This is a genomic window from Clostridium sp. YIM B02555 (genome assembly GCF_022320955.1).
Taxonomy (GTDB): domain Bacteria; phylum Bacillota; class Clostridia; order Clostridiales; family Clostridiaceae; genus Clostridium; species Clostridium saccharoperbutylacetonicum.
Map to the genome: position 1 here is coordinate 747686 of NZ_JAKJJY010000001.1, position 22997 is coordinate 770682.

General features: G+C 30.9%; 24 protein-coding genes. All 24 read left to right on the top strand.

Annotation, left to right across the window (positions count from 1 at the left end):
* Positions 1-12 precede the first annotated feature (12 nt).
* The 24 genes from L3B98_RS03365 to L3B98_RS03480 all read left to right on the top strand — a co-directional run bounded on the left by L3B98_RS03365 (position 13) and on the right by L3B98_RS03480 (position 22994).
* Positions 13-753 carry an amino acid ABC transporter permease gene (locus L3B98_RS03365; protein ID WP_238915608.1) on the top strand — a complete coding sequence of 247 codons (741 nt, stop codon included), beginning with the start codon at positions 13-15 and terminating at the stop codon, positions 751-753.
* A complete protein-coding gene (locus L3B98_RS03370) occupies positions 750-1508 on the top strand; it encodes an amino acid ABC transporter ATP-binding protein (protein ID WP_238915609.1) in 759 nt (252 codons plus the stop codon). The genes L3B98_RS03365 and L3B98_RS03370 overlap by 4 nt, the downstream gene beginning before the upstream one ends.
* A gap of 67 nt (positions 1509-1575) precedes the next feature.
* A complete protein-coding gene (locus L3B98_RS03375; protein ID WP_238915610.1) occupies positions 1576-2538 on the top strand; it encodes a glutathione S-transferase C-terminal domain-containing protein in 963 nt (320 codons plus the stop codon).
* Between the two features lie 75 nt (positions 2539-2613).
* Positions 2614-3039, top strand: coding sequence for a GNAT family N-acetyltransferase (locus L3B98_RS03380; RefSeq protein ID WP_077361231.1), 426 nt, complete (start codon positions 2614-2616; stop codon positions 3037-3039).
* 124 nt (positions 3040-3163) lie between these two features.
* Complete coding sequence (locus tag L3B98_RS03385) at positions 3164-4048, top strand: transporter substrate-binding domain-containing protein (RefSeq protein WP_238915611.1); 885 nt, start codon at positions 3164-3166, stop codon at positions 4046-4048.
* Positions 4049-4103: 55 nt separating this feature from the next.
* The gene (locus tag L3B98_RS03390; RefSeq protein ID WP_238915612.1) at positions 4104-4472 is read left to right on the top strand and encodes a peptidase dimerization domain-containing protein; all 369 of its coding nucleotides are present in this window, start codon (positions 4104-4106) and stop codon (positions 4470-4472) included.
* Positions 4473-4519: 47 nt separating this feature from the next.
* Positions 4520-5698, top strand: coding sequence for an amidohydrolase (locus L3B98_RS03395; protein ID WP_238915613.1), 1179 nt, complete (start codon positions 4520-4522; stop codon positions 5696-5698).
* A gap of 27 nt (positions 5699-5725) precedes the next feature.
* A complete protein-coding gene (locus tag L3B98_RS03400; protein WP_238915614.1) occupies positions 5726-6943 on the top strand; it encodes a M20/M25/M40 family metallo-hydrolase in 1218 nt (405 codons plus the stop codon).
* Between the two features lie 1077 nt (positions 6944-8020).
* The gene (locus L3B98_RS03405; protein ID WP_238915615.1) at positions 8021-8173 is read left to right on the top strand and encodes a YezD family protein; all 153 of its coding nucleotides are present in this window, start codon (positions 8021-8023) and stop codon (positions 8171-8173) included.
* 254 nt (positions 8174-8427) lie between these two features.
* Entirely contained in the window at positions 8428-9282 is an 855-nt protein-coding gene (gene nifH / locus L3B98_RS03410; RefSeq protein ID WP_015391518.1) for a nitrogenase iron protein, read from the top strand.
* A gap of 76 nt (positions 9283-9358) precedes the next feature.
* Complete coding sequence (locus L3B98_RS03415) at positions 9359-10138, top strand: ATP-binding cassette domain-containing protein (RefSeq protein ID WP_238915616.1); 780 nt, start codon at positions 9359-9361, stop codon at positions 10136-10138.
* A complete protein-coding gene (locus L3B98_RS03420; protein WP_238915617.1) occupies positions 10135-10803 on the top strand; it encodes a methionine ABC transporter permease in 669 nt (222 codons plus the stop codon). The genes L3B98_RS03415 and L3B98_RS03420 overlap by 4 nt, the downstream gene beginning before the upstream one ends.
* A gap of 64 nt (positions 10804-10867) precedes the next feature.
* Positions 10868-11710, top strand: a complete 843-nt coding sequence (locus tag L3B98_RS03425) for a MetQ/NlpA family ABC transporter substrate-binding protein (protein ID WP_238915618.1) — start codon at positions 10868-10870, stop codon at positions 11708-11710.
* Between the two features lie 150 nt (positions 11711-11860).
* Positions 11861-12214, top strand: coding sequence for a NifB/NifX family molybdenum-iron cluster-binding protein (locus L3B98_RS03430; RefSeq protein WP_238915619.1), 354 nt, complete (start codon positions 11861-11863; stop codon positions 12212-12214).
* A gap of 172 nt (positions 12215-12386) precedes the next feature.
* Complete coding sequence (locus L3B98_RS03435) at positions 12387-13259, top strand: radical SAM protein (protein WP_238915620.1); 873 nt, start codon at positions 12387-12389, stop codon at positions 13257-13259.
* Between the two features lie 339 nt (positions 13260-13598).
* Positions 13599-14759: a PLP-dependent aspartate aminotransferase family protein gene (locus L3B98_RS03440; protein ID WP_238915621.1), complete on the top strand. Its 1161-nt coding sequence runs from the start codon at positions 13599-13601 to the stop codon at positions 14757-14759.
* The gene (locus tag L3B98_RS03445) at positions 14756-15667 is read left to right on the top strand and encodes a cysteine synthase family protein (protein ID WP_238915622.1); all 912 of its coding nucleotides are present in this window, start codon (positions 14756-14758) and stop codon (positions 15665-15667) included. The genes L3B98_RS03440 and L3B98_RS03445 overlap by 4 nt, the downstream gene beginning before the upstream one ends.
* Before the next feature lie 211 nt (positions 15668-15878).
* Positions 15879-16436: a hydrolase gene (locus L3B98_RS03450; protein WP_238915623.1), complete on the top strand. Its 558-nt coding sequence runs from the start codon at positions 15879-15881 to the stop codon at positions 16434-16436.
* A gap of 237 nt (positions 16437-16673) precedes the next feature.
* Positions 16674-18323: a peptide-binding protein gene (locus tag L3B98_RS03455; protein ID WP_238915624.1), complete on the top strand. Its 1650-nt coding sequence runs from the start codon at positions 16674-16676 to the stop codon at positions 18321-18323.
* Between the two features lie 110 nt (positions 18324-18433).
* Positions 18434-19396 carry an ABC transporter permease gene (locus L3B98_RS03460; RefSeq protein ID WP_015391528.1) on the top strand — a complete coding sequence of 321 codons (963 nt, stop codon included), beginning with the start codon at positions 18434-18436 and terminating at the stop codon, positions 19394-19396.
* 14 nt (positions 19397-19410) lie between these two features.
* Positions 19411-20274, top strand: coding sequence for an oligopeptide ABC transporter permease (gene opp4C / locus L3B98_RS03465; protein ID WP_238915625.1), 864 nt, complete (start codon positions 19411-19413; stop codon positions 20272-20274).
* Between the two features lie 12 nt (positions 20275-20286).
* On the top strand, positions 20287-21267 hold the full coding sequence (locus L3B98_RS03470) for an ABC transporter ATP-binding protein (protein ID WP_238915626.1): 981 nt from the start codon (positions 20287-20289) through the stop codon (positions 21265-21267).
* A 2-nt stretch (positions 21268-21269) separates the two neighbouring features.
* A complete protein-coding gene (locus tag L3B98_RS03475; protein WP_238915627.1) occupies positions 21270-22265 on the top strand; it encodes an ABC transporter ATP-binding protein in 996 nt (331 codons plus the stop codon).
* 15 nt (positions 22266-22280) lie between these two features.
* A complete protein-coding gene (locus L3B98_RS03480) occupies positions 22281-22994 on the top strand; it encodes a gamma-glutamyl-gamma-aminobutyrate hydrolase family protein (protein ID WP_238915628.1) in 714 nt (237 codons plus the stop codon).
* The last annotated feature ends 3 nt before the right edge of the window (positions 22995-22997 follow it).

The window sequence follows — 22997 nt, forward strand, 5'->3', positions numbered from 1 at the left end:
GGAGGTTTAAAAATGCCTAATATTTTTGATTTTAAACTTGTATTTACTCAAATTCCTGAATTATTGAAATATCTGCCTATGACTTTGGAAATTACAATATTATCAATGATTTTTGGATTAATAATAGGTCTTATAGTGGCAATTGTTAAGATAAAACAAATACCCGTGTTAAAAAGGATTATTGCTATATTTGTTTCATTTACAAGAGGAACACCTATTATAGTGCAGTTATACCTTACTTATTATGGAATACCAATTCTTTTAAAATATTATAACTATTACAATGGAACAAATTACAATTTAAATAATATTCCCTCGTTGCTTTTTGTATTAGTTGCATTTTCATTAAATGAGGGAGCATATAATTCAGAAAGTATTCGAGCAGCTATTCAATCTATTGATAAAGGACAGATTGAAGCAGCGCATTCTCTTGGAATGACTTCTTTACAGGTGCTAAAAAGAATAACAATTCCAGAGGCATTTGTTGTAGCGCTTCCAACTTTGGGGAATGCATTGATAAGTTTGCTTAAAGGAACTTCATTAGCCTTTGTATGCTCAGTTGTTGAGATGACAGCACAAGGAAAGATTTTAGCAGGATCTAATTACAGATATTTTGAAGTATATGTTTCATTAGCAATTATTTATTGGGTATTAACAATTATCATAGAACAAATTATAAGATTTGTTGAGAAAAGGATGAGTATTCCAGATAGTATACAAAATCAGATTGCTAAGGAAGGTGTTCTTTCATGATAGAAATTAAGGGATTATCAAAAAAATTTAATAATAATATTGTTCTTGATAATATTGATTTAAAAATAAAAAAAGGTGATGTAGTGGCTGTCATTGGACCATCTGGAACAGGGAAATCAACACTATTAAGATGCTTGAATTTATTAGAACAGCCTGAGAAAGGTGTTATAAAAATAGAGGACTTAGAGGTTGATGTTACAAAAAAATCTAAAAAAGATACAATAAATATCAGAGAAAATACTGCAATGGTATTTCAACAATTCAATTTGTTTAGAAGAAAGACAGCTTTAGAAAATGTTATGGAAGGTTTAGTAATAGTAAAAAAAATTTCTAAACCAGAAGCTGAGAAGATTGCAATAGAGCAACTAAAGAAAGTGGGCTTAGCTGACCGTATTCATTATTATCCAAAGCAATTATCAGGAGGCCAACAGCAACGTGTTGCTATTGCAAGAGCATTAGCAATGAATCCTAAAATACTATTGTTTGATGAACCAACGTCGGCTTTAGATCCAGAACTTGTAGGTGAAGTTTTAGAAACTATCAAAGCAACAGCAGTGGAAGGTAATACAATGATTATTGTATCTCATGAAATGAACTTTGTTAGGAATGTAGCCAATCGCGTGCTATTTTTCGATAAAGGAAAAATAATAGAAGATGGAACACCGGAAGAGGTATTCCAAAATCCTAAGAGTGATAGAGCAAAAGAATTTATTTCAAAGATATATTATTCAAAAGTTCCAGAATATGAAATTTAATGTATAAACCCAAATTGAGATTATTAATCATTGAATACAAAATTATATATATTAGGAAGTGATAATAATGAGTGAATTTGAGAAGTTTAAAACTTTTTCAAACGAAATACAAAAAGATGGAGCTTTTATTCAACAAGATAATATTTTTACAAAGAAATTTGGAAATAAGGCGGATGAATGGCCAATTGAACCAAACCGTTATCGTTTGATTTGGATGCCAGCGTGTCCTCATTCTCATAAAGTAGTGATTGTTCTCAAACTTTTAGGCTTAGATAAAGTAATTAGTATAGGAGCAGCAGGACCATATCGTACAGAAAAAGGCTGGGTTTTCAGTTTGGATAAGGATGAAATAGATCCAGTACTTGGAATTCACTATTTAAGTGATATATATGAAAAAGAAAATCCTAATTATCCAGGGCGCCCTACGGTTCCAATTATAGTAGATACGATTACAGGAAAAGGTGCTAATAATGATAATTTTAATTTAACTACTATTTTAGAAACAGCTTGGGCATCTTACCATAAAGAAGATGCGCGAGATTTGTATCCTGTAGAATTAAGAGAAGAAATAGATAAGCTAAATAAAATTATATACAGTGATATAAACACAGGTGTATATAAGGTTGGATTTGCTCACACCCAAAAAGCATATGAAAGAGCATATGATAATTTATTTGAAACTCTAGATAAATTTGAGGAAAGATTAGAAAATCAAAGATATCTCTTTGGAGATAGAATAACAGATTCAGATATTCGCTTATACACAACTCTTGTGAGATTTGATTCAGTATATTATCAAATATTTAGAGCTAATCGAAATAGAATTGTTGATTATAAAAACTTGTGGGATTATGCAAGGGATTTACATCAAACTCCTGGTATAGGTGATACAACAGATTTTGATTTTATTAAAAACAGCTATCATTTATCACCTCATTTAAAAGCTTTGTTTGGAAATATACACAGTTTATTGCCAAAGGGTCCGGATTTATCTGTATGGGATGAACCTCATGGCAGAGATAGATTTTAGTATAAAATAAATTTTGGGCACAAGTAAAGTAATTTTACTTTAATAAGTTTCGAATGCTATATGGAGAGTATAAAAATGGGCTATAAAATACAGAAAACTACAGAGAATATTAATTGGTTAAAAGTTTCAGAATTACTATCTTATTTTGGATTAAGTGACCTTGATGCTGAAACTCAGCAAAAGGTGTTTGAAAGGAGTTATGCAGTTGTATTTCTCTTTGATGATGAAGAACTGATAGGATTTGGACGAGCTATTTCAGATGGAATATGTCAAGCTGCAATTTATAATATTGCACTAGATGAAAGATATCAAGGAAAAGGATTAGGGAAAAAAATAATTGATGAGCTTATTGAACAGGTAAAGCAATGTAATATTATTTTATATACACATCCTAAAACAATTGAATTTTATGAAAAATTAGGTTTTTCGAAGATGAAAACTGGAATGGCTATGTATAATAAAGATCATCTTGAAGAACTTAAGAATATGGGATTTATTTGATTGTATCTTTAGTAGAATCAAATAATTAAAACTGACTAGATAACTGGAGGTTTTGACGTTGCAAATTGCAAAGTTCAAAACCTCCAGTTTTTTTATAAAAATAATATGAGGAAGGAAAAGTGCTATGACCATAAAAAAATTAAAGAAATTGATATTATTGTTATTAACTTGCGTGACTACTATTGGGGTATTAGCAGCTTGTGGTAATTCATCAGTACAAAAAAGTAGTACCGAGATAGTAAAAGAAAAACAAAAGATTGTAGCAGCTACCAGTGCATCGCCAGCTCCTTTTATAACCACTGATAGCAATGGTAAGGTGATTGGATATGATACTGAAGTATTGGAAGAAATATTTAGGAGACTTCCTCAATATGAATTAGAAATTCAAAAAACTGAGTTTGCGTCAATTTTTGCTGGACTTGATTCAGGGCGTTTTCAGGTTGGCTTTAATCACTTGGGTTTCAATGCTGAGAGAGCAAAAAAATATATTTATATGGATGAAATGAATTTTGCTAAAAGAGCTATTTTAGTAAGAAGTGATAATGATAATATTAAGTCAATTAAGGATTTAGGAGGACATTCAACAGAAGAGAATGCATCTTCTTTTAACGCAGGCTGGTATAAAAAATATAATGAAAGTCATCCAGATAAACAGGTGACAGTGCAATATGTAGATACAGATAATACAGTGCAGGATGTATCAGATGGTAAAATTGATTTTGATTTTTTTACAAAAATTTCTTTAGAACAACAAATAAAGGACAGAGGTTTAAAAAATTTAAAGTTAATAGATATTCCTAAAGAAGAATTTTCAGAAGGTGGAGCAACTTTCTTTGTAGTTCCAAAAGGACAGGAAGAATTGGCAAAGCAAATGGATGAAGCCTTTGAAGCTGCATTGACTGATGGAACAATCTTAAAAATTAGTAAGAAGTATTTCAATGGTGAAGATTATACTCCTACATTAGAAGATATTAAGGCAGAGAAGGAAAATCAAAAGGCTGCCAAGTAATTACTAAATTTATATGTGAAATGAATTATAGATGATGGTAGGAAAGGAATAGATAATGAATGAAATAGCAAGCAAAAATAAGTCGGAATTTCATGTGGAAATTATTATTAAAGGGAAAGGTGGTCATAGTTCAACACCACATAAGACTCGAAATCCAATTATAATAGGATTTGAGATTATAAATGCGATAAATGCAAATTTGGCTTATCAATTTGATAGCTTTGATGATTTTACATTAGTTCCAATTGCATTTGAAGCAGGAACAAAGGAAAATATAATTCCAGAAGAAGCTAAGATTATGTATCAAGGTACTTCTTTAAAATATTCACATTCGAAAATATTATATGATTTGATAGCCAAAACTTCAGAAGTTATTAGCTCATTATATGATGCTAATGTTCAGATATTATTTGAAAATTCCTAGTTATAAAAGTTGAATTATATGGAAAAGAATAAGGAGATGAAATATGGTTGAGTAGAAATATTAGAGAAAAAGTACTAGATAATTATGAATATCTAATTGAGGTAAGAAAGCATTTCCATATGTATCCTGAATTGAGTTGTCGAGAATATGGAACAGCAGCATTTATAAAAAAAGAATTAGAGAAGTTTCAGGTATCCTATGAAGTTGCTGGAGAAAATAGTATTGTAGCAATAATAAAAGGAAATGGAGAAGGAAAGACTTTAGCACTTAGAGGAGATATTGATGCTTTACCAATACAGGAAGATACAGGGGTTGAATTTGCATCTAAGAATAAAGGTGTAATGCATGCGTGTGGACATGATTGTCATGCAGCATTTATGTTAGGTGTAGCAAAAATATTAAATGAATTGAAAGAATATATTAATGGAACTGTTAAAATTATTTTTCAAGAAGGTGAAGAAATAGGAGTTGGTGCAAGAAAAATAATGTCATCTGGACTTCTAAATGATGTTGATAACATAGTGGGATTACATGTGAGTCAGGAATTAGATTTAGGAAAATTTACACTTGGGTATGGGATACAAACATCGTATGGAGCTGGTGCAAAAATAAAGGTTTTAGGAAAGGGTGGGGATATTATAAGTAGTGGAAAATCAGTAAATGCACTAATAGTGATGGGACAAATAGTAACAGCTATTAATGCAGCGGTAGCATATGAATTTTCTAGTAATCAGCAGGTTGTATTAGTGCCTACCATTATAAAAGCTAGAGCAGAAACTAATGTAGTTGCAGATGCGGCAGAAATATCATATAATTTTAGAACTTTAAATATGATAAATTTTGATACCTTAAAAAGGATTATTGCGAATATTCCTCAAAACATTGCAAGAGCATATGGGGCAGAGGTAGGTATAGAATTATGGGGTCCAGGAGAGGCTGTAAATAATGAAAAAGAAAGTACCGATAGGGCTATCAAAATAATAAAAGATAGTTTTGGAGAAGACTCTATTTTTAGCAGCAAGCCATTTATGGGTGGTGAAGACTTTTCAATTTATCAAAAAACCATACCAGGTGTCTTCGCACATGTAGGTGGTGCAGTAGATGGAGTTTATAGAAATCTACATACTGATAAAACTTTAATTAATGAGGAAGTATTAAAGTATGGGGTTGAGTTTTTAATTAACTATGCATTTGAGTATTTAAGTGAACATGATAAAATAAGTTAAATAAATACAGATTAAGAGGTGATAGTTATGAGTGAGCTTCAAAAGGCTTTTTCATATATAGACGCTAAGTCAGAAGCGATGAAGAAATTATGGATTGATATTTCTAAGATAGAGAGTCCATCTGAATATAAGCCTGGTATTGATAAAGTTTCAGAATTACTTGCAGATATTTGTAAGCGAAGTGGGTTAGCTACTAAGATCATAACTTTTGAAAATTCAGGAAATAGTTTAGTGGCAGAAACAGAACATTTTACAGAAAAAAATAATGGTGTGGTTTTAATGGGACATATGGATACTGTCCATAAACTAGGAACCTTTAAAGAACCTATTGTCACGGAAAAGGATGGATTTTTATATGGTCCTGGTGTATTTGATTGTAAAGGTGGATTGATTATAGCCATATTAGTTGTAAATGCATTAAACGCGAGTGGGTACAATAAGAGGCCTATTAAATTGTTTTTTACAGGTGATGAAGAGATAGGACACAGATTTTCAGATCATGGAGAAGTGATAATAAATGAACTAAAAGGTGCTGCTGCTGTTTTTAATTGTGAAAGTGGGCCAATTGATGGAAGATTGGCTGTTGGTAGAAAATCATCGTATGTTTTTGAAATTAATATTAAGGGGATAGCAGCTCATTCAGGTAATGATCCAGATAAGGGTAGAAGTTCAATATTAGAAGCATCTCATAAAATTATTGAATTAGAGAAATTAACGGATATTGATGGAACAGGAACTACAGTTAATTGTGGTGTAATATCAGGTGGGACTGTTTCTAATGCAATACCAGGTAATTGTAAGATAGGTGTTAATATAAGATTTAAAAGTGAAAGCCAAATAGCGCCTACAATAAATGCTGTTAAAAAAATTGTAGAGAAATCATATGTTCAAGGAACGCATTCAACAATATCTTCATATAATCAGCCAGAAGCTCCAATGACTCCTAATGATAAAAATATGAAATTATTCAATCATTATGCAGAGGTTTCAGCTTCTTTAGGATACGAAAGAAATGAACCTTATTTTGCAGGTGGTGGATCAGATGCTGTCTTTGCATATAGATTAGGGATCCCCGTATTGTGCCAAACTGGAGTTCGTGGAGAAAATCATCATACTCTGCAAGAACGAGCAGAAATTATATCGTTGGTGCAGCGTGCAAAAATATTAACAAGAGCAATTCTTGAACTTCCGGAGGATTTATGGTTAATAACATTAAATGATGAAAACGAAACTGTTAATAAATAGAACATAATGCTGAATATGTATGAAGAAAAAAATGTATTATTACTATTGACAAAGTTACACAAATATTGTATAATAATAAAAATATCATACAAATTACATCGGAATACTTGTGCATCCTTGTGGAGGTTAACCAAAAATCTGGAGACTTAATTTATTTTCTAAATTATATAGAAGATAAGTTTTAGTCTCATTTAATTTTAGATTTACTAAGTAAGCATAGAAGTAATTTAATATTATTAAATTACTCAAAAAAACTTTAAGTAACATTATCAGGTTTAAAAATAAATTAACGAAATTATAATATAGTGAAAAGTGTTAATAATTTGGGATTTAAGAGATTGTAACAGTTGCTTTTTTAGGTGGAGTAGATAGTAGTTTCTTAGTTAAGGTAACGAAGGATGTATTAGAGATAATGTTATAGTAGTTATAGCTACCACATTAACTTATCCAGAAAGAGAGTTTAAAGAATCAATTAAATAAAAATAAAAAATGATATTGACTAAATGTCCCATTATAGAATATAATTATTTTATAAATCATACTAAATAAATAGGAATAATAAGAAAAAGAAATCATATAATTTATTATAAGACAAAGCAATGAAGGGAATAAGTATATTAAGGAAAGTTTTTAGAGAGGAATTCTTAGAAGAGCTGGAAGGAGTTCTAAATGGAACTTAATAGAATGCATCCTGGAGCACTAAGTTGAACACGGGTGTATAAAGTAACAGGTAATTAAGCTTATCTATTTTACATTATTGGCCAAGTTATAGTAGACTTAGCGGGAATGCCCGATATAGCAAAAAGAAGATGTTATGTATAAATTTATTCATAACAATCAGAGTGGAACCGCGGATATTGTCTGCCTCTGTTTAATATGGAGGTAGTTTTTTTATATTAAAAATCATGTTAGAACACGAGTAAAAAGATATTGGATGAATATAATAGTGGGGCTATTTCTGTTATTTGTTCAAATAACAAAATATGATTATAGATTTTGTATAAAAACTAATATTTCACATACAAATTTAGAGAGAATAAGTTTTTTATAATTTAAAGTGTGTAGGGGGAATGTTTTATGTCGATTAATGAAAAAGAAATTATCGAGGATAAAAAGCTTAAAGAGATAATTAAAATGATTGAAAAAATTAAATATGGATCTGTGACATTAGTAATTCAAGATGGAGTAATCATACAAGTAGATAAAAATGAAAAAATACGAATGAGATAATAATAAAATAGTTCATTAATAAAAATTGAGTACTAAGTAATAATAAAAAGTTAATAACTAATTAAAAAGATATTGACAAATGCAATTAAAAGTAATATATTATAACAAAACATAGTAAACTTATATGAATAAGTGGGTATGCAAAATGGTATTATAGTAAATCTGACTGGAGAACCAGAGGATGTACTTCTAAATATATAGAAGTATATCCTCTTTTCTTTTATTCAAAACAATATTAAAAGGAGAATTTTAAAATGGCAGAAAAAACATTAAGACAAGTAGCAATTTACGGCAAAGGAGGAATAGGAAAATCAACCACTACACAAAACTTAACCGCAGGACTTGCGGAACTAGGTAAAAATATAATGGTAGTAGGTTGTGACCCTAAGGCAGATTCAACAAGATTATTATTAGGAGGATTAGCTCAAAAAACAGTTTTAGATACTTTGAGAGAAGAAGGGGAAGATATAGAATTAGACGCTATAATGAAAAAAGGCTTTAAAGGAATAAAATGTGTTGAATCTGGTGGGCCAGAACCTGGAGTTGGTTGCGCAGGAAGAGGAATAATAACTTCTATTGGAATGTTGGAAAGATTGGGAGCATACACAGAGGATTTAGACTATGTGTTTTATGATGTACTTGGTGACGTAGTTTGTGGAGGTTTTGCAATGCCTATAAGAGAAGGTAAGGCAAAGGAAATATATATAGTTGCAAGTGGAGAAATGATGGCATTATATGCAGCAAATAATATATCAAAAGGAATCCAAAAGTATGCATTAAAAGGCGGAGTTAGACTTGGGGGAATTATTTGTAATAGCAGAAATGTTGATAGAGAGCTTGATCTATTAAGAGCATTTGCAAAGGAACTTGGAACTCAATTAATACACTTTGTACCAAGAAACAATGTTGTACAAAGAGCTGAAATAAGAAAGAAAACCGTAATAGAATTTAATCCAGAAGATAAACAAGCAGATGAATATAGAGAATTGGCAAGAAAGATAGAGGAAAACAAACTATTTGTAATTCCAAAACCAATGACTCAAGAAAGACTTGAAGAAATTTTAATTGAGTATGGCTTAATGGATTTGGATTCTGAGTATATCATTTAGTTTAAATAATTTTGGAGTATAAAGTTTAAAATACCTAAAGCAGCATTAGTATTTAAGATAATGGGGAGGCAATTTTATGATAACAGTTAAAAATGTAAGTAAAACTTTTAATACTCCAACCGGAAAAGTAGAAGTATTAAAAGATATACACTTTAAAGTTGATAAAGGAGATATTTTTGGAATAATAGGTTTTAGTGGTGCCGGAAAATCAACCTTAATAAGGTGTTTAAATGGTCTAGAAAAACCTAATTCTGGGAATATATTAATTGGAGAAAATGAGATAACTAAATTAAATAGAAAAGAGTTGCGAAGTGCTAGAAAAAAGATTGGTATGATATTTCAACAATTTAACTTATTTGATTCAAGGACTGTTTATGAAAATATTGCTTTCCCATTAGAAATCTCTGGGTATAAAAAAGATAAGATAAAAAATAGAGTTGAAGAAATATTAGAGTTAGTTGAATTATCAGAAAAAAGGGACTCATATCCACTTCAATTAAGTGGAGGGCAAAAGCAGAGAGTTGGTATTGCAAGAGCATTAGCAAATGAGCCAGATGTACTGCTTAGCGATGAAGCAACTTCTGCATTGGATCCTCAAACGACATTTTCAATCTTAGAACTTTTGAAAAATATTAATCAAAAATTAAACCTTACAATAGTTATAATAACCCATGAATTAGATGTATTAAGATATTGTACAAATAACATGGTGGTTTTAGAAGATGGACACATTGTTGAAAGAGGAAATACAGAAAATTTATTTTTAAATCCAAAAAGTGATACATTGAAAAGATTTATAAAAATTACAGAGGGGATTCAGAATAGCAGAAAATTTTCGGGAGGTGAAGGGATATGAATAGCGACTTAGTTAATTTGCTATTAACAGGAACAAAAGAAACATTATATATGGTATTCCTTTCATCAATAATAGCATTCTTATTGGGCATACCGATTGGAATTTTGCTTGTTGTCAGCGATAAGGGGGGGATATTTCCATTACTTAAAGTAAACAAGATAGTTGGATTTATAATTAATGTCATACGATCAATGCCTGAAATGATATTGATAATTATTTTATTGCCACTTGCAAAACTAATAGTAGGAACAACTTTAGGAGCAAATGCTGCCATTGTATCTATTTCTATAGGTTCAGCTCCTTTTATAGCAAGAATAATAGAAAATAGTTTAAAAGAGGTTGAGTTTGGAAAGATTGAAGCAGCAGAAGCAATGGGAGCAACGCCCTTTGAAATAATCAAAAAAGTTTTGCTGCCAGAAGCATTACCTTCAATAGTTAGAGGCGCTACTATTGCGATAATAGGAATAATTGGATTTACAGCTATAGCTGGTGCAATAGGTGCGGGCGGGCTTGGAAGTTTAGCAATAAGATTTGGATATCAAAGATTTCGTACAGACGTATTAATTGGCACTGTAATAGTACTTGTGACAATTGTGCAAGCTATTCAGCTGATTGGAGATTCTAGTGCAAGATTAATAAATAAAAAGAGATTCAAGTTTGATTAGAAAGTAATTTAAATTGAATTAATAGATAATTATTAAAATAAGAAATTTTAAGGAGGAATATATAATGAAGAAAAAAATAATCGCAATTATTGCAAGTACATTTATTTTAATGGGAGCACTTGCAAGCTGCTCTGCAAATAGTAAGCAAGATTCAAATAATTCAAATAGTAGTTCAAATGAAAAAAAAGAAGTAACCATAAAAGTAGGGGCATCAATAACGCCACATGCTGAGATATTAGAGCATATAAAACCTAAACTAAAAGAGCAAGGAATTAATTTAGAAGTTGTAACCTTAGATGATGAAGGACAGTTAAACCCTGCATTGGATGAAAAACAAATTGATGCAAATTACTTTCAACATGTGCCTTACTTAGAATCAGTATCAAAAGAAAAAGGGTATAATTTTGAAGTTGCAGGAAAAGTTCATATTGAACCGATAGGGCTATATTCTAATAAGATAAAATCTATTACTGATTTAAAAGATGGAGATAAAATAGGAATACCTAATAATCCATCAAATGAATACAGAGCATTAGTGCTTCTTGAGAAGAATGGACTTATTAAATTGAAAAGTGGACTAGCAAATTATTCTGCGACACCAAATGATATAGCAGAAAATCCTAAACATCTTCAATTTGTAGAAACTGACGCAGCACAATTACCAAGAGCGCTTGGGGATTTAGCAGGAGCTGTAATAAACACTAATATAATTTTAGATGCAAAAATAGATCCCAATACTGCTCTGATTAGAGAAAGTGGAGACTCTCCTTATGCCAACATAGTTGTAGTAAGAAAAGGTGATAAAGACAGGCCAGAGATTCAGGCTCTTGTAAAGGCCTTAACATCAGACGATATTAAAAATTTTATTAAACAACAATATGGTGTGGCAGTAGTTCCAGCATTTTAGACATATAAAAGAAAATAATAAGTCTATAATGCGATGTATATCTCCCGTCGGATAAGGAAGTATGTTTGATTTATAGTGAGCCTATTAGGCTGACATACTGATTTATTATTTTTTTGATCTTGAATATTCATTGGAAAGGAGAGAAAGGAAATGTCGTATAAAGTAGCATTTGCTAGTAGTGATGGAAAAGTTGTTAATCAGCATTTCGGAAGGACAAAACAATTTTTAGTAGTTGAAATAGATAAAGATAATAAGAATTATAACTATGTTGAAATGCGAATTAATGAACCAGCTTGTCAGGAATTTCAACATACAGAGGATGCCTTAAAGAATTCTATTGAGTTAATATATGATTGCGAAGCTGTTTTCGTTGCTAGAATAGGACAAGGTGCATTAGCTCAAGTTGAAGCTAGAGGAATAAAAGGAATTGAGGCACCATACTTCATTGAAGATATAATTGATAAAATACTAAATTCAAGAGTTAATATTTTAGATATATATTAGGAATTAAGTTTAATCTATAGAGATTATAAAATATCAATTAGCAATGCACAACTAATGCCCTTTAGGGTACCTTGTGGGCAATTGTGGTTGAAAGTTTACAGGGAAAGTTTGAGAACGTATATATAATATAGAATTTTTAAGAAGTAAATTTAAATAAAAGGAAGTGAATTAAATGGGGAATTTTAATCATCTTGCAAAGACTCACCCATGCTTAGGAGGAGAAGCGCATTTTAAATATGGAAGAATACATTTACCAGTGAGTCCTTCATGTAATATACAATGTAAATTTTGTAAAAGAGGATTTAATAAATCAGAAGTACGTCCAGGAGTAAGTTCATTACTATTAACTCCTGAAGAAGCAGTAAAAACTGTTAGAAAGGCATTGACTTTATGTCCTGAAATTAGTGTTGTTGGAATAGCAGGACCAGGAGATACACTTGCAACTGATCATGCTCTTGAAACTTTTCGTTTAGTTAAAAAAGAATTTCCACATCTTATAAATTGCTTAAGCACTAATGGACTAAGGTTAGAAGAAAAGGCAGAAACGATTGTTGAAGCAGGAGTACAAACCATAACAGTAACTGTTAATGCAATTGATGCAAGAATACAAAAAGATATATGTTCATTTATAATTGATGAAAATGGAAAGAAAATACAAGGTGAAGAAGGTGCGAGAAAGTTAATAGATGCCCAGCTTAGAGGAATTAAAAAGATTAGCGAATTAGGCGTAATAGTTAAAATAAATAGTGTTTTGGTACCTGGTATAAATGATAAGCATATTAAGGAAGTAGCACGAGTAACAAGAGAATTAGGAGCTTCAATACTAAACATTATCCCGCTAATTCCACAAAATGAATTATCTCACCTTCAAGTGCCAACATGTGAACTTTTAGATAAGTGCAGAGGAGAAGCAGGAGAATTCCTCGATGTATTCAGACATTGCAAACATTGCAGAGCTGATGCTTGTGGAGTGCCAGGTAAAAATCAAGATATACATGGCCAATTATATGATAAAGAAGTTGTAGAAACTTTTTCACATGGCTAAAAATATGTTTGTATTAATTGCGCTTATATTTAATTCTATTCTTATTAAGGAAGGATGACTTAAATATAAAAAAATTTAAATTAAATTCGTAGTAAACAAATAGGAATGATATTAATACTATAGGATAAGGGTTAAATTAAAGCACAACAAGTCAATATTACAGAATTTATTTTATTATATATATTCTAATTGCCAATGTTCAATTAACAGCGAAATCAATCCAAGATTTCTTGAAATGTACACTCTTAATTAGAACTTATATATACAAAAAATTGTAAATTTGGCTTGTTATGTCCTTACAACGATAAGAAGAAATTATATAATATGGAGGAAAAAGAAATGAGAATAGAATCATTATTAGTTCATGGTGCTGTAGATGGAGATGAATTGACAGGGGCAGTAAATGTTCCTATATATCAAACTTCCACATACAAGCAAGAAGAGCTAGGTAAAAATAAAGGGTTTGAATATTCAAGAACAGGAAATCCAACACGTGATGCTTTAGAAAAGACTATTGCTTTATTAGAGAAAGGTATAGGAGGACTTGCATTTAGTAGCGGAATGGCTGCAATTACAGCAATTTTATCTCTATTTAATAGTGGGGATAAAATAATAATTCCAAGTAATCTTTATGGTGGTACGTTTAGAGTAATTGATAAAGTATTTAAAAATTTTAATATTCATTATGAAATAGTTGATTTTTCAAGAATTACAGATGTGAAAAGACTTTTAGAAAATGATAAGGAGAATGCTAGAATAAAGGCTGTGTTAATAGAGACTCCAACCAATCCACTTATGGACATTACTGATATCGAAGAAATTAGTAAGCTTACAAAAGAGTATGATGTTCTTACGATTGTAGATAATACATTTATGTCACCTTACTTGCAAAGACCGTTAGAATTTGGAGCTGATATAGTTGTTCATAGTGCAACTAAATATTTAGGGGGACATAGTAATGTCGTAGCTGGGCTGATAGCTGTAAAGGATAAGGTGCTTTTGGAAAAGCTTCACTTTATACAAAATTCCACTGGCGGGGTACTTGGACCATTTGATTCATTTATATTACTTCAAGGAATAAAAACTTTGGGAGTAAGATTAGATAGGCACAATGCGAATGCAGAAAAAATAGCAGAATTTTTGGGTAAAAGTGAGTATGTTACAAAAATTTATTATCCTGGATTAAAAAACTCTAAGGGATATGAGATCCATAAAAAACAAGCATCAGGTTTTGGTGGAATAATATCTTTTGTGATTAACGAAAAAATTGATTATAAAAAATTCTTGGGATCTTTAAAACTTATAACTTTAGGAGAGAGTTTAGGTGGAGTAGAATCACTAATTTGCCATCCAGCAAGCATGACACATGCTTCAATTCCATATGAAATAAGGCAAGAGGTTGGAATTGTTGATAATTTAGTTAGGTTATCTGTTGGAATAGAAAATATTGATGATTTACTAGAGGATTTAAGAAATGCATTCAAGGAGAGTTTGGTATGAATTTCGTAAGTGATGTTAAAGAGCTTATTGGAAATACTCCATTGATAAAACTTACTCATATTAATGTAAAAGAAAATGTTAATATATTTGCTAAATTGGAATGCTTTAATCCTGGTGGTAGTGTTAAGGATAGAATAGGTGTAGCAATGATTGATGGAGCTGAGAAGAGAGGAAAATTAAAAAAAGGGTATACAATAATAGATGCAACAGCAGGAAACACTGGTCTTGGAATAGCTTTAGCTGCAATAAATAAGGGCTATAATATAATTTTTGTAGTACCAACAAAGTTTTCAATAGAAAAGCAAAAGTTGATAAAAGCTCTTGGCGCTAAAATTATAAATACTCCTGATGAAGATGGAATGCTTGGAGCAATAAATAAAGCAGAAGAACTAATAAAAGAAATTCCCAATAGTATTAGTTTGGAGCAATTTGCAAATGAAGATAATCCGCTAGCACATTATGAAACGACTGGTCCTGAAATATATAATGCACTAGAAGGACATATAAGTTACTTTGTAGCAGGGGCAGGAAGTGGAGGTACTTTTACTGGAATTGTTAAATTTTTAAAAGAAAAGAATAGAAATATCAAAGGTATATTAGCGGATCCTGAGGGTTCAACTATGGTAGGTGGAAAGCATAAAAGTTATAAAATAGAGGGTATAGGGAATGATTTTGTACCAAAGACAATGGATATATCTTTAGTTGATAAAGTGATAAAAGTTAATGATGAAGAAGCTTTTGATAAAGTGCGTTTATTAGCTAAAAAAGAAGGATTAATCGTTGGCTCATCTTCTGGTGCGATACTTGCAGCAGCTATGAAATTATCAGAGGAAATAGATAGAGGAAACATAGTGGTCGTGTTTCCTGATAGAGGAGATAGATATTTAAGTACAACATTGTTTGATTAGTAAAAGAAAAATTGAGATAGAAATATTTGTATTAATAGCAAACCGCATTTTTATAGTATAAATTTCATCTTGAAAAAGATACTACTATAAAAATGTGGTTTTTAGTAAGTGATAAGGCATTGACGGATAAGTGAAGAAGTATTATATTAATATCATATTAAAAATATAGGAATAGTTGGTAAAATGTATTGAAGAAAGGATTGTGATTATTATGGATAAAATACCTACAAGAGAGGAAGCATGGAGCTTACTAACAGAGTATAATCAAGATGAATTTCATCTAGAACACGCTGTAATTGTAGAAAATACCCTTCGGTATTTTGCAAAAGAGCTTGGTTACGAAGATGAAGTTGATTTTTGGGGAATAGTAGGATTACTTCATGATTTAGATTTTGAAAAGTATCCTGAAGAGCATTGTGTAAAAGAGCAGGAAATTATGAGTAATCATGGAATTGATAAGTCAATAATACATGCTACAGCGAGTCATGGTTATGCGATTACTGTTGATATAAAGCCTGAACATGAAATGGAGAAGGTATTATATGCGGTGGATGAATTAACAGGGTTAATAGGAGCAGTTGCAATTATGAGACCATCTAAAAGTGTTCAAGATTTAGAATTAAAATCAGTAAAAAAGAAATATAAGAATTTAAAATTTGCAGCTGGATGTTCTAGAGATGTTATTAAAAGAGGCGCTGAAATGCTTGGATGGGAGTTAGATGATTTGATTCAAAGAACAATTGATGCATTAAGAACATTTCAAAAATAATAATTTCATAGTAAAATATTGAGATTCATTGAAAAAAATGTTACAATACTAAAAATATATATTTAATGAGAATGGGATATAAAAAAATAAAGATCCTGTTATTTTTATAAATGTATAGTTTAGTTATTCTATCGGAATAATAAAAAATGTTGATTAAAACTATACTCAATAATATACTTGTTGATATTTTAAACAAGTAGGGAATAGGCAATACAATAAATTAAAGGGGGAAAAAATATGAAAAAAAAGTATTTATCGTTATTAACAGTGTTGTTTTTGATGTGTGGAATTGTTCTCACTGGGTGTAAACCACAAGAAACAACAAGTACAGCAACTCAAACTGCTGCAAAATCAGGAGGTACATTAAGATATGCTTTATGGAGTTCGCCTCCAGGGTCATTTCATCCGAGTTTTAGTTCAAATATTTATGATAATAAAATAGTAGATTTAGTTTATGAAAAATTAATAAATGCAGATGAAAATGGCAATTATGTGCCAGGTCTTGCTGATAAATATGAAGTGTCAAGTGATCAATTAACAATCACTTTTAGCTTAAATAAAAATGCAAAATGGCACGATGGAGAACCAGTAACTGCTGATGATGTTGCATATACATTTACAACTATTGCTGATCCAGATTATGATGGACCAAGATTTTCACAAGTTGAAAATATAGCAGGAGCAAAAGATTATAAAGCTAAGAAGGCAAGTAGTATTTCAGGAATAAAGGTTATCGATAAAAATACGATAAGTTTTACTTTTTCACAAGTTTATTCACCAGCACTTGCTACTTTTGCACAAAGAGCTATAATTCCAAAGCATGTGTGGGAAAAGATACCTGTAGCTCAATGGTCAAAGAGTGATCAACTTAAAAAACCAATTGGAAGTGGGCCTTTTAAATTTAAGGAATTTGTTCCAGATCAATATGTAGAACTTGAAAAATATGCAGATTATAATTTAGGAGAACCTAAGTTAGATAAGATTATATTTAAAGTTACTAATCAAGATACTGCTCAATCTGAACTTATAAAAGGAGATTTAGATATAGTACAAATATCTTCATTCAAACAAAAAGATCTTGATGCTTATAAACAAGCAGGGATAACTGTATTGGAGAATGATGGGGTGAGTTATCAATTCTTAGGATTTAATTTTGAAAATCCTATATTAAAAGATCAAAAGATAAGACAAGCTATAGAATATGCAATAAATCGCAAAGGTATAGTTGATAGTGTATTAGATGGTCATGGTAAAGTTGTTAATACTGTATTTTCATCAAAAAGCTGGGCAAATCCAGGTGAAGATGGGCTTGAAAAATATGAGTATAGTACAGATAAAGCTAAGTCATTGCTAAAAGAAGCAGGTTATGAAGAAAAAGATGGAGCCTTCTATAAAGATGGCAAGCCACTACAATTTACTTTAAAATATTCAACTGGTAATAAACCAAGAGAGCAGTCGGCTGTATTGATACAACAAAACTTAAAAGATATTGGGATTGCTGTTAATATTCAAAGTATGGAATATGCAACTCTTGACAAACAATTAACAAGTAAAGATTTTGAAATATTCCTTTTAGGTTGGACTAATGATTTAGATCCAGATATTAAGTCTTCATGGTATTCAACTCCAGGAAGTATACTTGGAAAATATGAAGGTTTTACAGATCAAAATCTTGATAAATTAATTGATGCTGGAAGAAGTGATTTTGATCAAAATAAACGTAAGGAAAATTATAAACAAATAGCAAAGGAATTTAATAATGTAGTTCCAGCTGTGATATTGTATAGTCCAAATGATGGATATGCATATAATTCAAAATTAAAAAATTATAAGCCAGTTCCTTATTATGAATTTTCAAATGCACAAAACTGGTCTTTAGAACAATAAAAATTATAAAAATATGAGGCTTTAGGAATATGAAAATATGCCTAGGCCTCATATGTGCATAAGAGTGAGTTTATTTATGTGAAAATTAATATAGAGAGGAAGGCAAATGAATGTTTAAATATGCAATAAAACGTATGATAAACACTATTCCAATACTTATAGGTATATCTATAATAGTATTTATTCTTATTAACTGTCAGCCAGGAAATCCATATTCTAACATGGTAGATCCAACCGTTACAGATGAAGTAAAGGAACAGATGCTTACACAGATTGGATATTATGATCCACTTCCAGTCAAATATTTTAAATGGGTAACGAGAGCAGTAAGTGGGGATTTAGGATATTCAATTACCTATAAGGAGTCTGTAATGAATGTAATAAGCTCAAGAATTGGAAATACCATTTTACTTGGTACAGCCTCATTGTTTTTAAGTGTTTTAATAGCAATACCAATAGGAATGATAAGTTCAGTTAAAAGATATTCAATTTTTGATTATATAATGACAGTGTTGGCGTTTATAGGCTTGTCTATTCCAGCTTTCTTCTTTGGATTGCTTTTGATTAAGGTGTTTTCAGTGGATTTAAAAATATTACCGATATCGGGTATGGTTACCATAGGGAAAAATTATCTAGGAATAAATCATGTTATAGATATTTTTAATCATATGATTTTACCTACTATTGTACTAGCGTTGTTGAACACAGCTTCTTTCATGAGATATACAAGATCCAGTATGATAGATATAATTGGCCAAGATTACATAAGAACAGCAAGAGCAAAAGGAGTATCTTCCAGAATTATTGTTTTAAAGCATGCTTTTAAAAATGCATTGATTCCAATTATAACTGTTATCAGTTTAGAGCTTCCAACTTTATTTTCAGGAGCTTTAGCTACAGAAACAATTTTCGTATGGCCAGGAATAGGAAGATTAAATTTTGAAGCAGTAACTAATAGAGATTATTCTTTGATAATGGGACTAGTTATGATATTTGCAGTAGTAACTCTTTTATCTAATTTAATTGCAGATATTTTATATGCAGCAGTAGATCCTAGAATTAAATATGATTAAAAGGAGGGCTAGATGTGGCTAAGGAAAAGGTATTATCATCAGCTAGAATTGCCTTAAAGAAATTAAAAAGAAATAAACTTGCAATATTTGGAAGCGGTGTTTTGATTATATTAATATTATTAGCAATAATTGCACCAATAATATCTCCTTATGGAAGGGACACCGTAGACTTATTAAATATAGAAGCTGCTCCTACAGCTAAGCATATATTAGGAACTGATGAATTAGGACGTGATGTTTTTGTAAGGCTTATATATGGAGGACAAGTATCCTTAAGTGTTGGAGTAGTGGCAATTGTTATACAGCTTGCTATTGGAATAACCTTAGGGGCTATAGCAGGATACTTGGGTGGAATTGCAGACAAAATAATAATGAGACTTGTAGATATGGTATTATGTTTTCCATTTTTGGTAATAGCAATAACTATGGCATCAATTTTAGGCCCTAGTATTTGGAATGTTATGATTATTATTGGAATACTAGGCTGGCCTAAAATTACAAGAATAGTTAGGGCAGAAATCCTATCATTAAAAGAAAGAGAATTTATTGAAGCAGCTAAAGCTTTAGGATTAGATAGTAAAGATATTATATTAAAGCATTTAATTCATAATATTTATGCACCAATTATAGTTTATGGAACTCTAGGTATAGCCCAAGGAATTTTATATGAATCCTTTTTAAGCTTTCTTGGAATGGGAGTAACACAGCCGCAGCCAAGCTGGGGAAATATGTTGACAGCAGCTCAAAATATGAGAGTTCTTCAAAGTGAATGGTGGTTATGGATTCCGCCAGGTGTATGTGTATTTTTGACTATTGTTTCAATTAATTTTTTAGGTGATGGTCTTAGGGATGCTTTAGATCCCAAAATAAAGGCATAGGGGGTGGAGCATGTGGAAAAAGAATTACTTAAAGTAAACAATTTGAAAACTAGCTTTTATACAGCAGAAGGAAAAGTTACTGCAGTAAATGATGTAAGCTTTAAGGTTCATGAAGGAAAAGTACTTGGAATAGTTGGTGAGTCAGGCTGTGGTAAAAGTGTTACTTCAATGTCTATAATGAGACTTCTAGATGATTCCATTAGTAAGATTGAAGAAGGAGAAATTCTTTTTGAAGGAACTGATATACTTAAGCTTTCTGAAAAAGAAATGAATAAAATAAGAGGTAATAAGCTTGCAATGATATTTCAAGAGCCTATGACTTCGTTAAATCCGGTTTTCACTATAGGACAGCAGATAGGTGAAGCAATAAAGATTCATCAAGGAATAAAAGGGAAAGAAAATAAGAAAAAATCCATTGAAATGTTAAAGCTTGTAGGCATTCCTATGCCTGAAAAAATTGTAAATGAATATCCACATCAATTAAGCGGTGGGATGAGACAGCGAGTTATGATAGCAATGGCACTTTCCTGCAATCCTAAGCTCATAATTGCTGATGAGCCAACTACAGCTCTTGATGTTACAATTCAAGCACAAGTTTTGGAACTTATGAAGAAGTTAAGCAAGGATTTAAAAACTTCTATTATACTAATTACTCATGATCTTGGGGTAATAGCTGAAATGGCTGATGAAGTAATAGTTATGTATTCAGGAAAAGTAGTTGAGGAATGTTCTGTACAAAATATATTTGAAAGAGCAAAACATCCATATACAAAAGGCTTATTATATTCAAGAACAGAAAATGTTAAAAAAGGAGAAAGACTATATAACATTCCTGGTATGGTGCCAAATTTAAATGATATGCCTTCAGGATGCAGCTTTAATCCAAGATGCGAGAAATGTATGGATATATGTAAAGAAGAAATGCCAAAGCTCATTGAGACGGAAGAAGGTCATAAAGTTAGATGCTGGCTTTATAGCGGAAAGGAGGTTTAGCTTTGGAAAATGAATTATTAAAGGTTAAAAATTTAAAGAAATATTATACTAGTAAAAAAGGTCTATTTTCTAAGAATCAAAGAGTGGTTAAAGCAGTAGATGATGTTACTTTTAGTATTAATGAAGGTTCTGCTTTTGGCTTAGTTGGAGAATCAGGCTGCGGCAAATCAACTACTGCAAGAACAATATTAAATTTAATTGAGCCAAGTGGAGGCTCGGTTGAATTTAATAATGAAATTATTTATAATGTTGAGGGCAAAAAATTCTTAAGTAAGGAAGAAATGAGAAGAAAAAGAAGGGAAATGCAGATGATCTTTCAGGATCCTTATGCATCTTTAGATCCACGAATGAATATTGGTGAAATTGTAACTGAAGGTCTTATAAAACATAAAATAGCAACAGGAAATGACGCTATTTCTATGGCAAAAGAATTTTTAGAGCTTTGTGGATTAAGAAAAGATGCTATTAATAAGTATCCTCATGAGTTTAGCGGTGGACAGAGGCAGCGTATAGGAATAGCTAGATCTATGATATTAAAACCAAAGTTTGTAATAGGAGATGAGCCTATTGCAGCTTTAGATTTATCCATACAGGCACAGATAGCTAATCTTTTGATAGACTTAAAGGAAAGATTTAAATTAACATATTTATTTATTTCTCATGACTTAAGTTTTGTAAGATATTTTTGTGATAGAGTAGCAGTTATGTATTTAGGTTCTATTGTAGAAATGGGAGATTCTGAAGAATTGTTTAATAAAAGACTTCATCCATATACAAAATCATTAATATCTGCAATTCCAACAACTAATCCGTTGCTCAGGACAAATAGAATAATTATTGATGGAGATGTACCGAGTCCATCAAATCCGCCTAAAGGGTGTAAATTTCATACTAGGTGTAAATATTGTACAAATATCTGCAAAGAAGAAGTACCTAATATTGAAGAAGTTAGTAAGGGATATTTTCTTGCATGTCATAATTGGCAAGACATAAATTAGAAAGGAAGAAATAAAATGAAACCAGTAATAGGAATAACCACCTTTCAGGATATAGAAGTAGAAAAATCATTTAGTTTAGCAAGCAATAATTACCTAAGTGCTGTTGAAAATGCAGGTGGGGTGCCGCTATGCATTCCTATTAGTGAAAACATGGAGGATGTTAAATATTATTTAAATGTAGTTGATGGTATTATTTTCTCAGGGGAAGAGGGAGTAAGTCCCTTAAAATTTGACGAGAACCCTTCACAAAAAATTTCATATCTAAATCACTTGAGAGATGATTTTGAGATAAAACTTTTCAAGGAGGCATACGATAGAGATATGCCTATATTGGGAGTGTGTAGAGGGACACAATTAATAAATGTAGCATTGGGAGGAACATTATATCAAGATATTGTTTCTCAAATACCAAATTGTCATGGACATATGCAACAAGGAATGCAAGTATATGATTTATTTCATAAAATTAATATAGAAGAAAACAGCAAGTTATTTGATATTTTCAAAAATACAGAGCTAGAAGTGAATTCTTTTCATCATCAAGCAATAAAAGATATAGGTAGAGATTTAAAAATTATTGCTACTGCTAAAGATGGGGCTATTGAAGGAATTGAAAGTTTAAGTAGAAAATTTTTGGTTGGAATACAATGGAATCCAGAAGATTTAACTTTAAAGCATAAAGAATTTTTAAGTATCTTTAAAGCTCTAATTAACAATATAAAGCAGTAGATG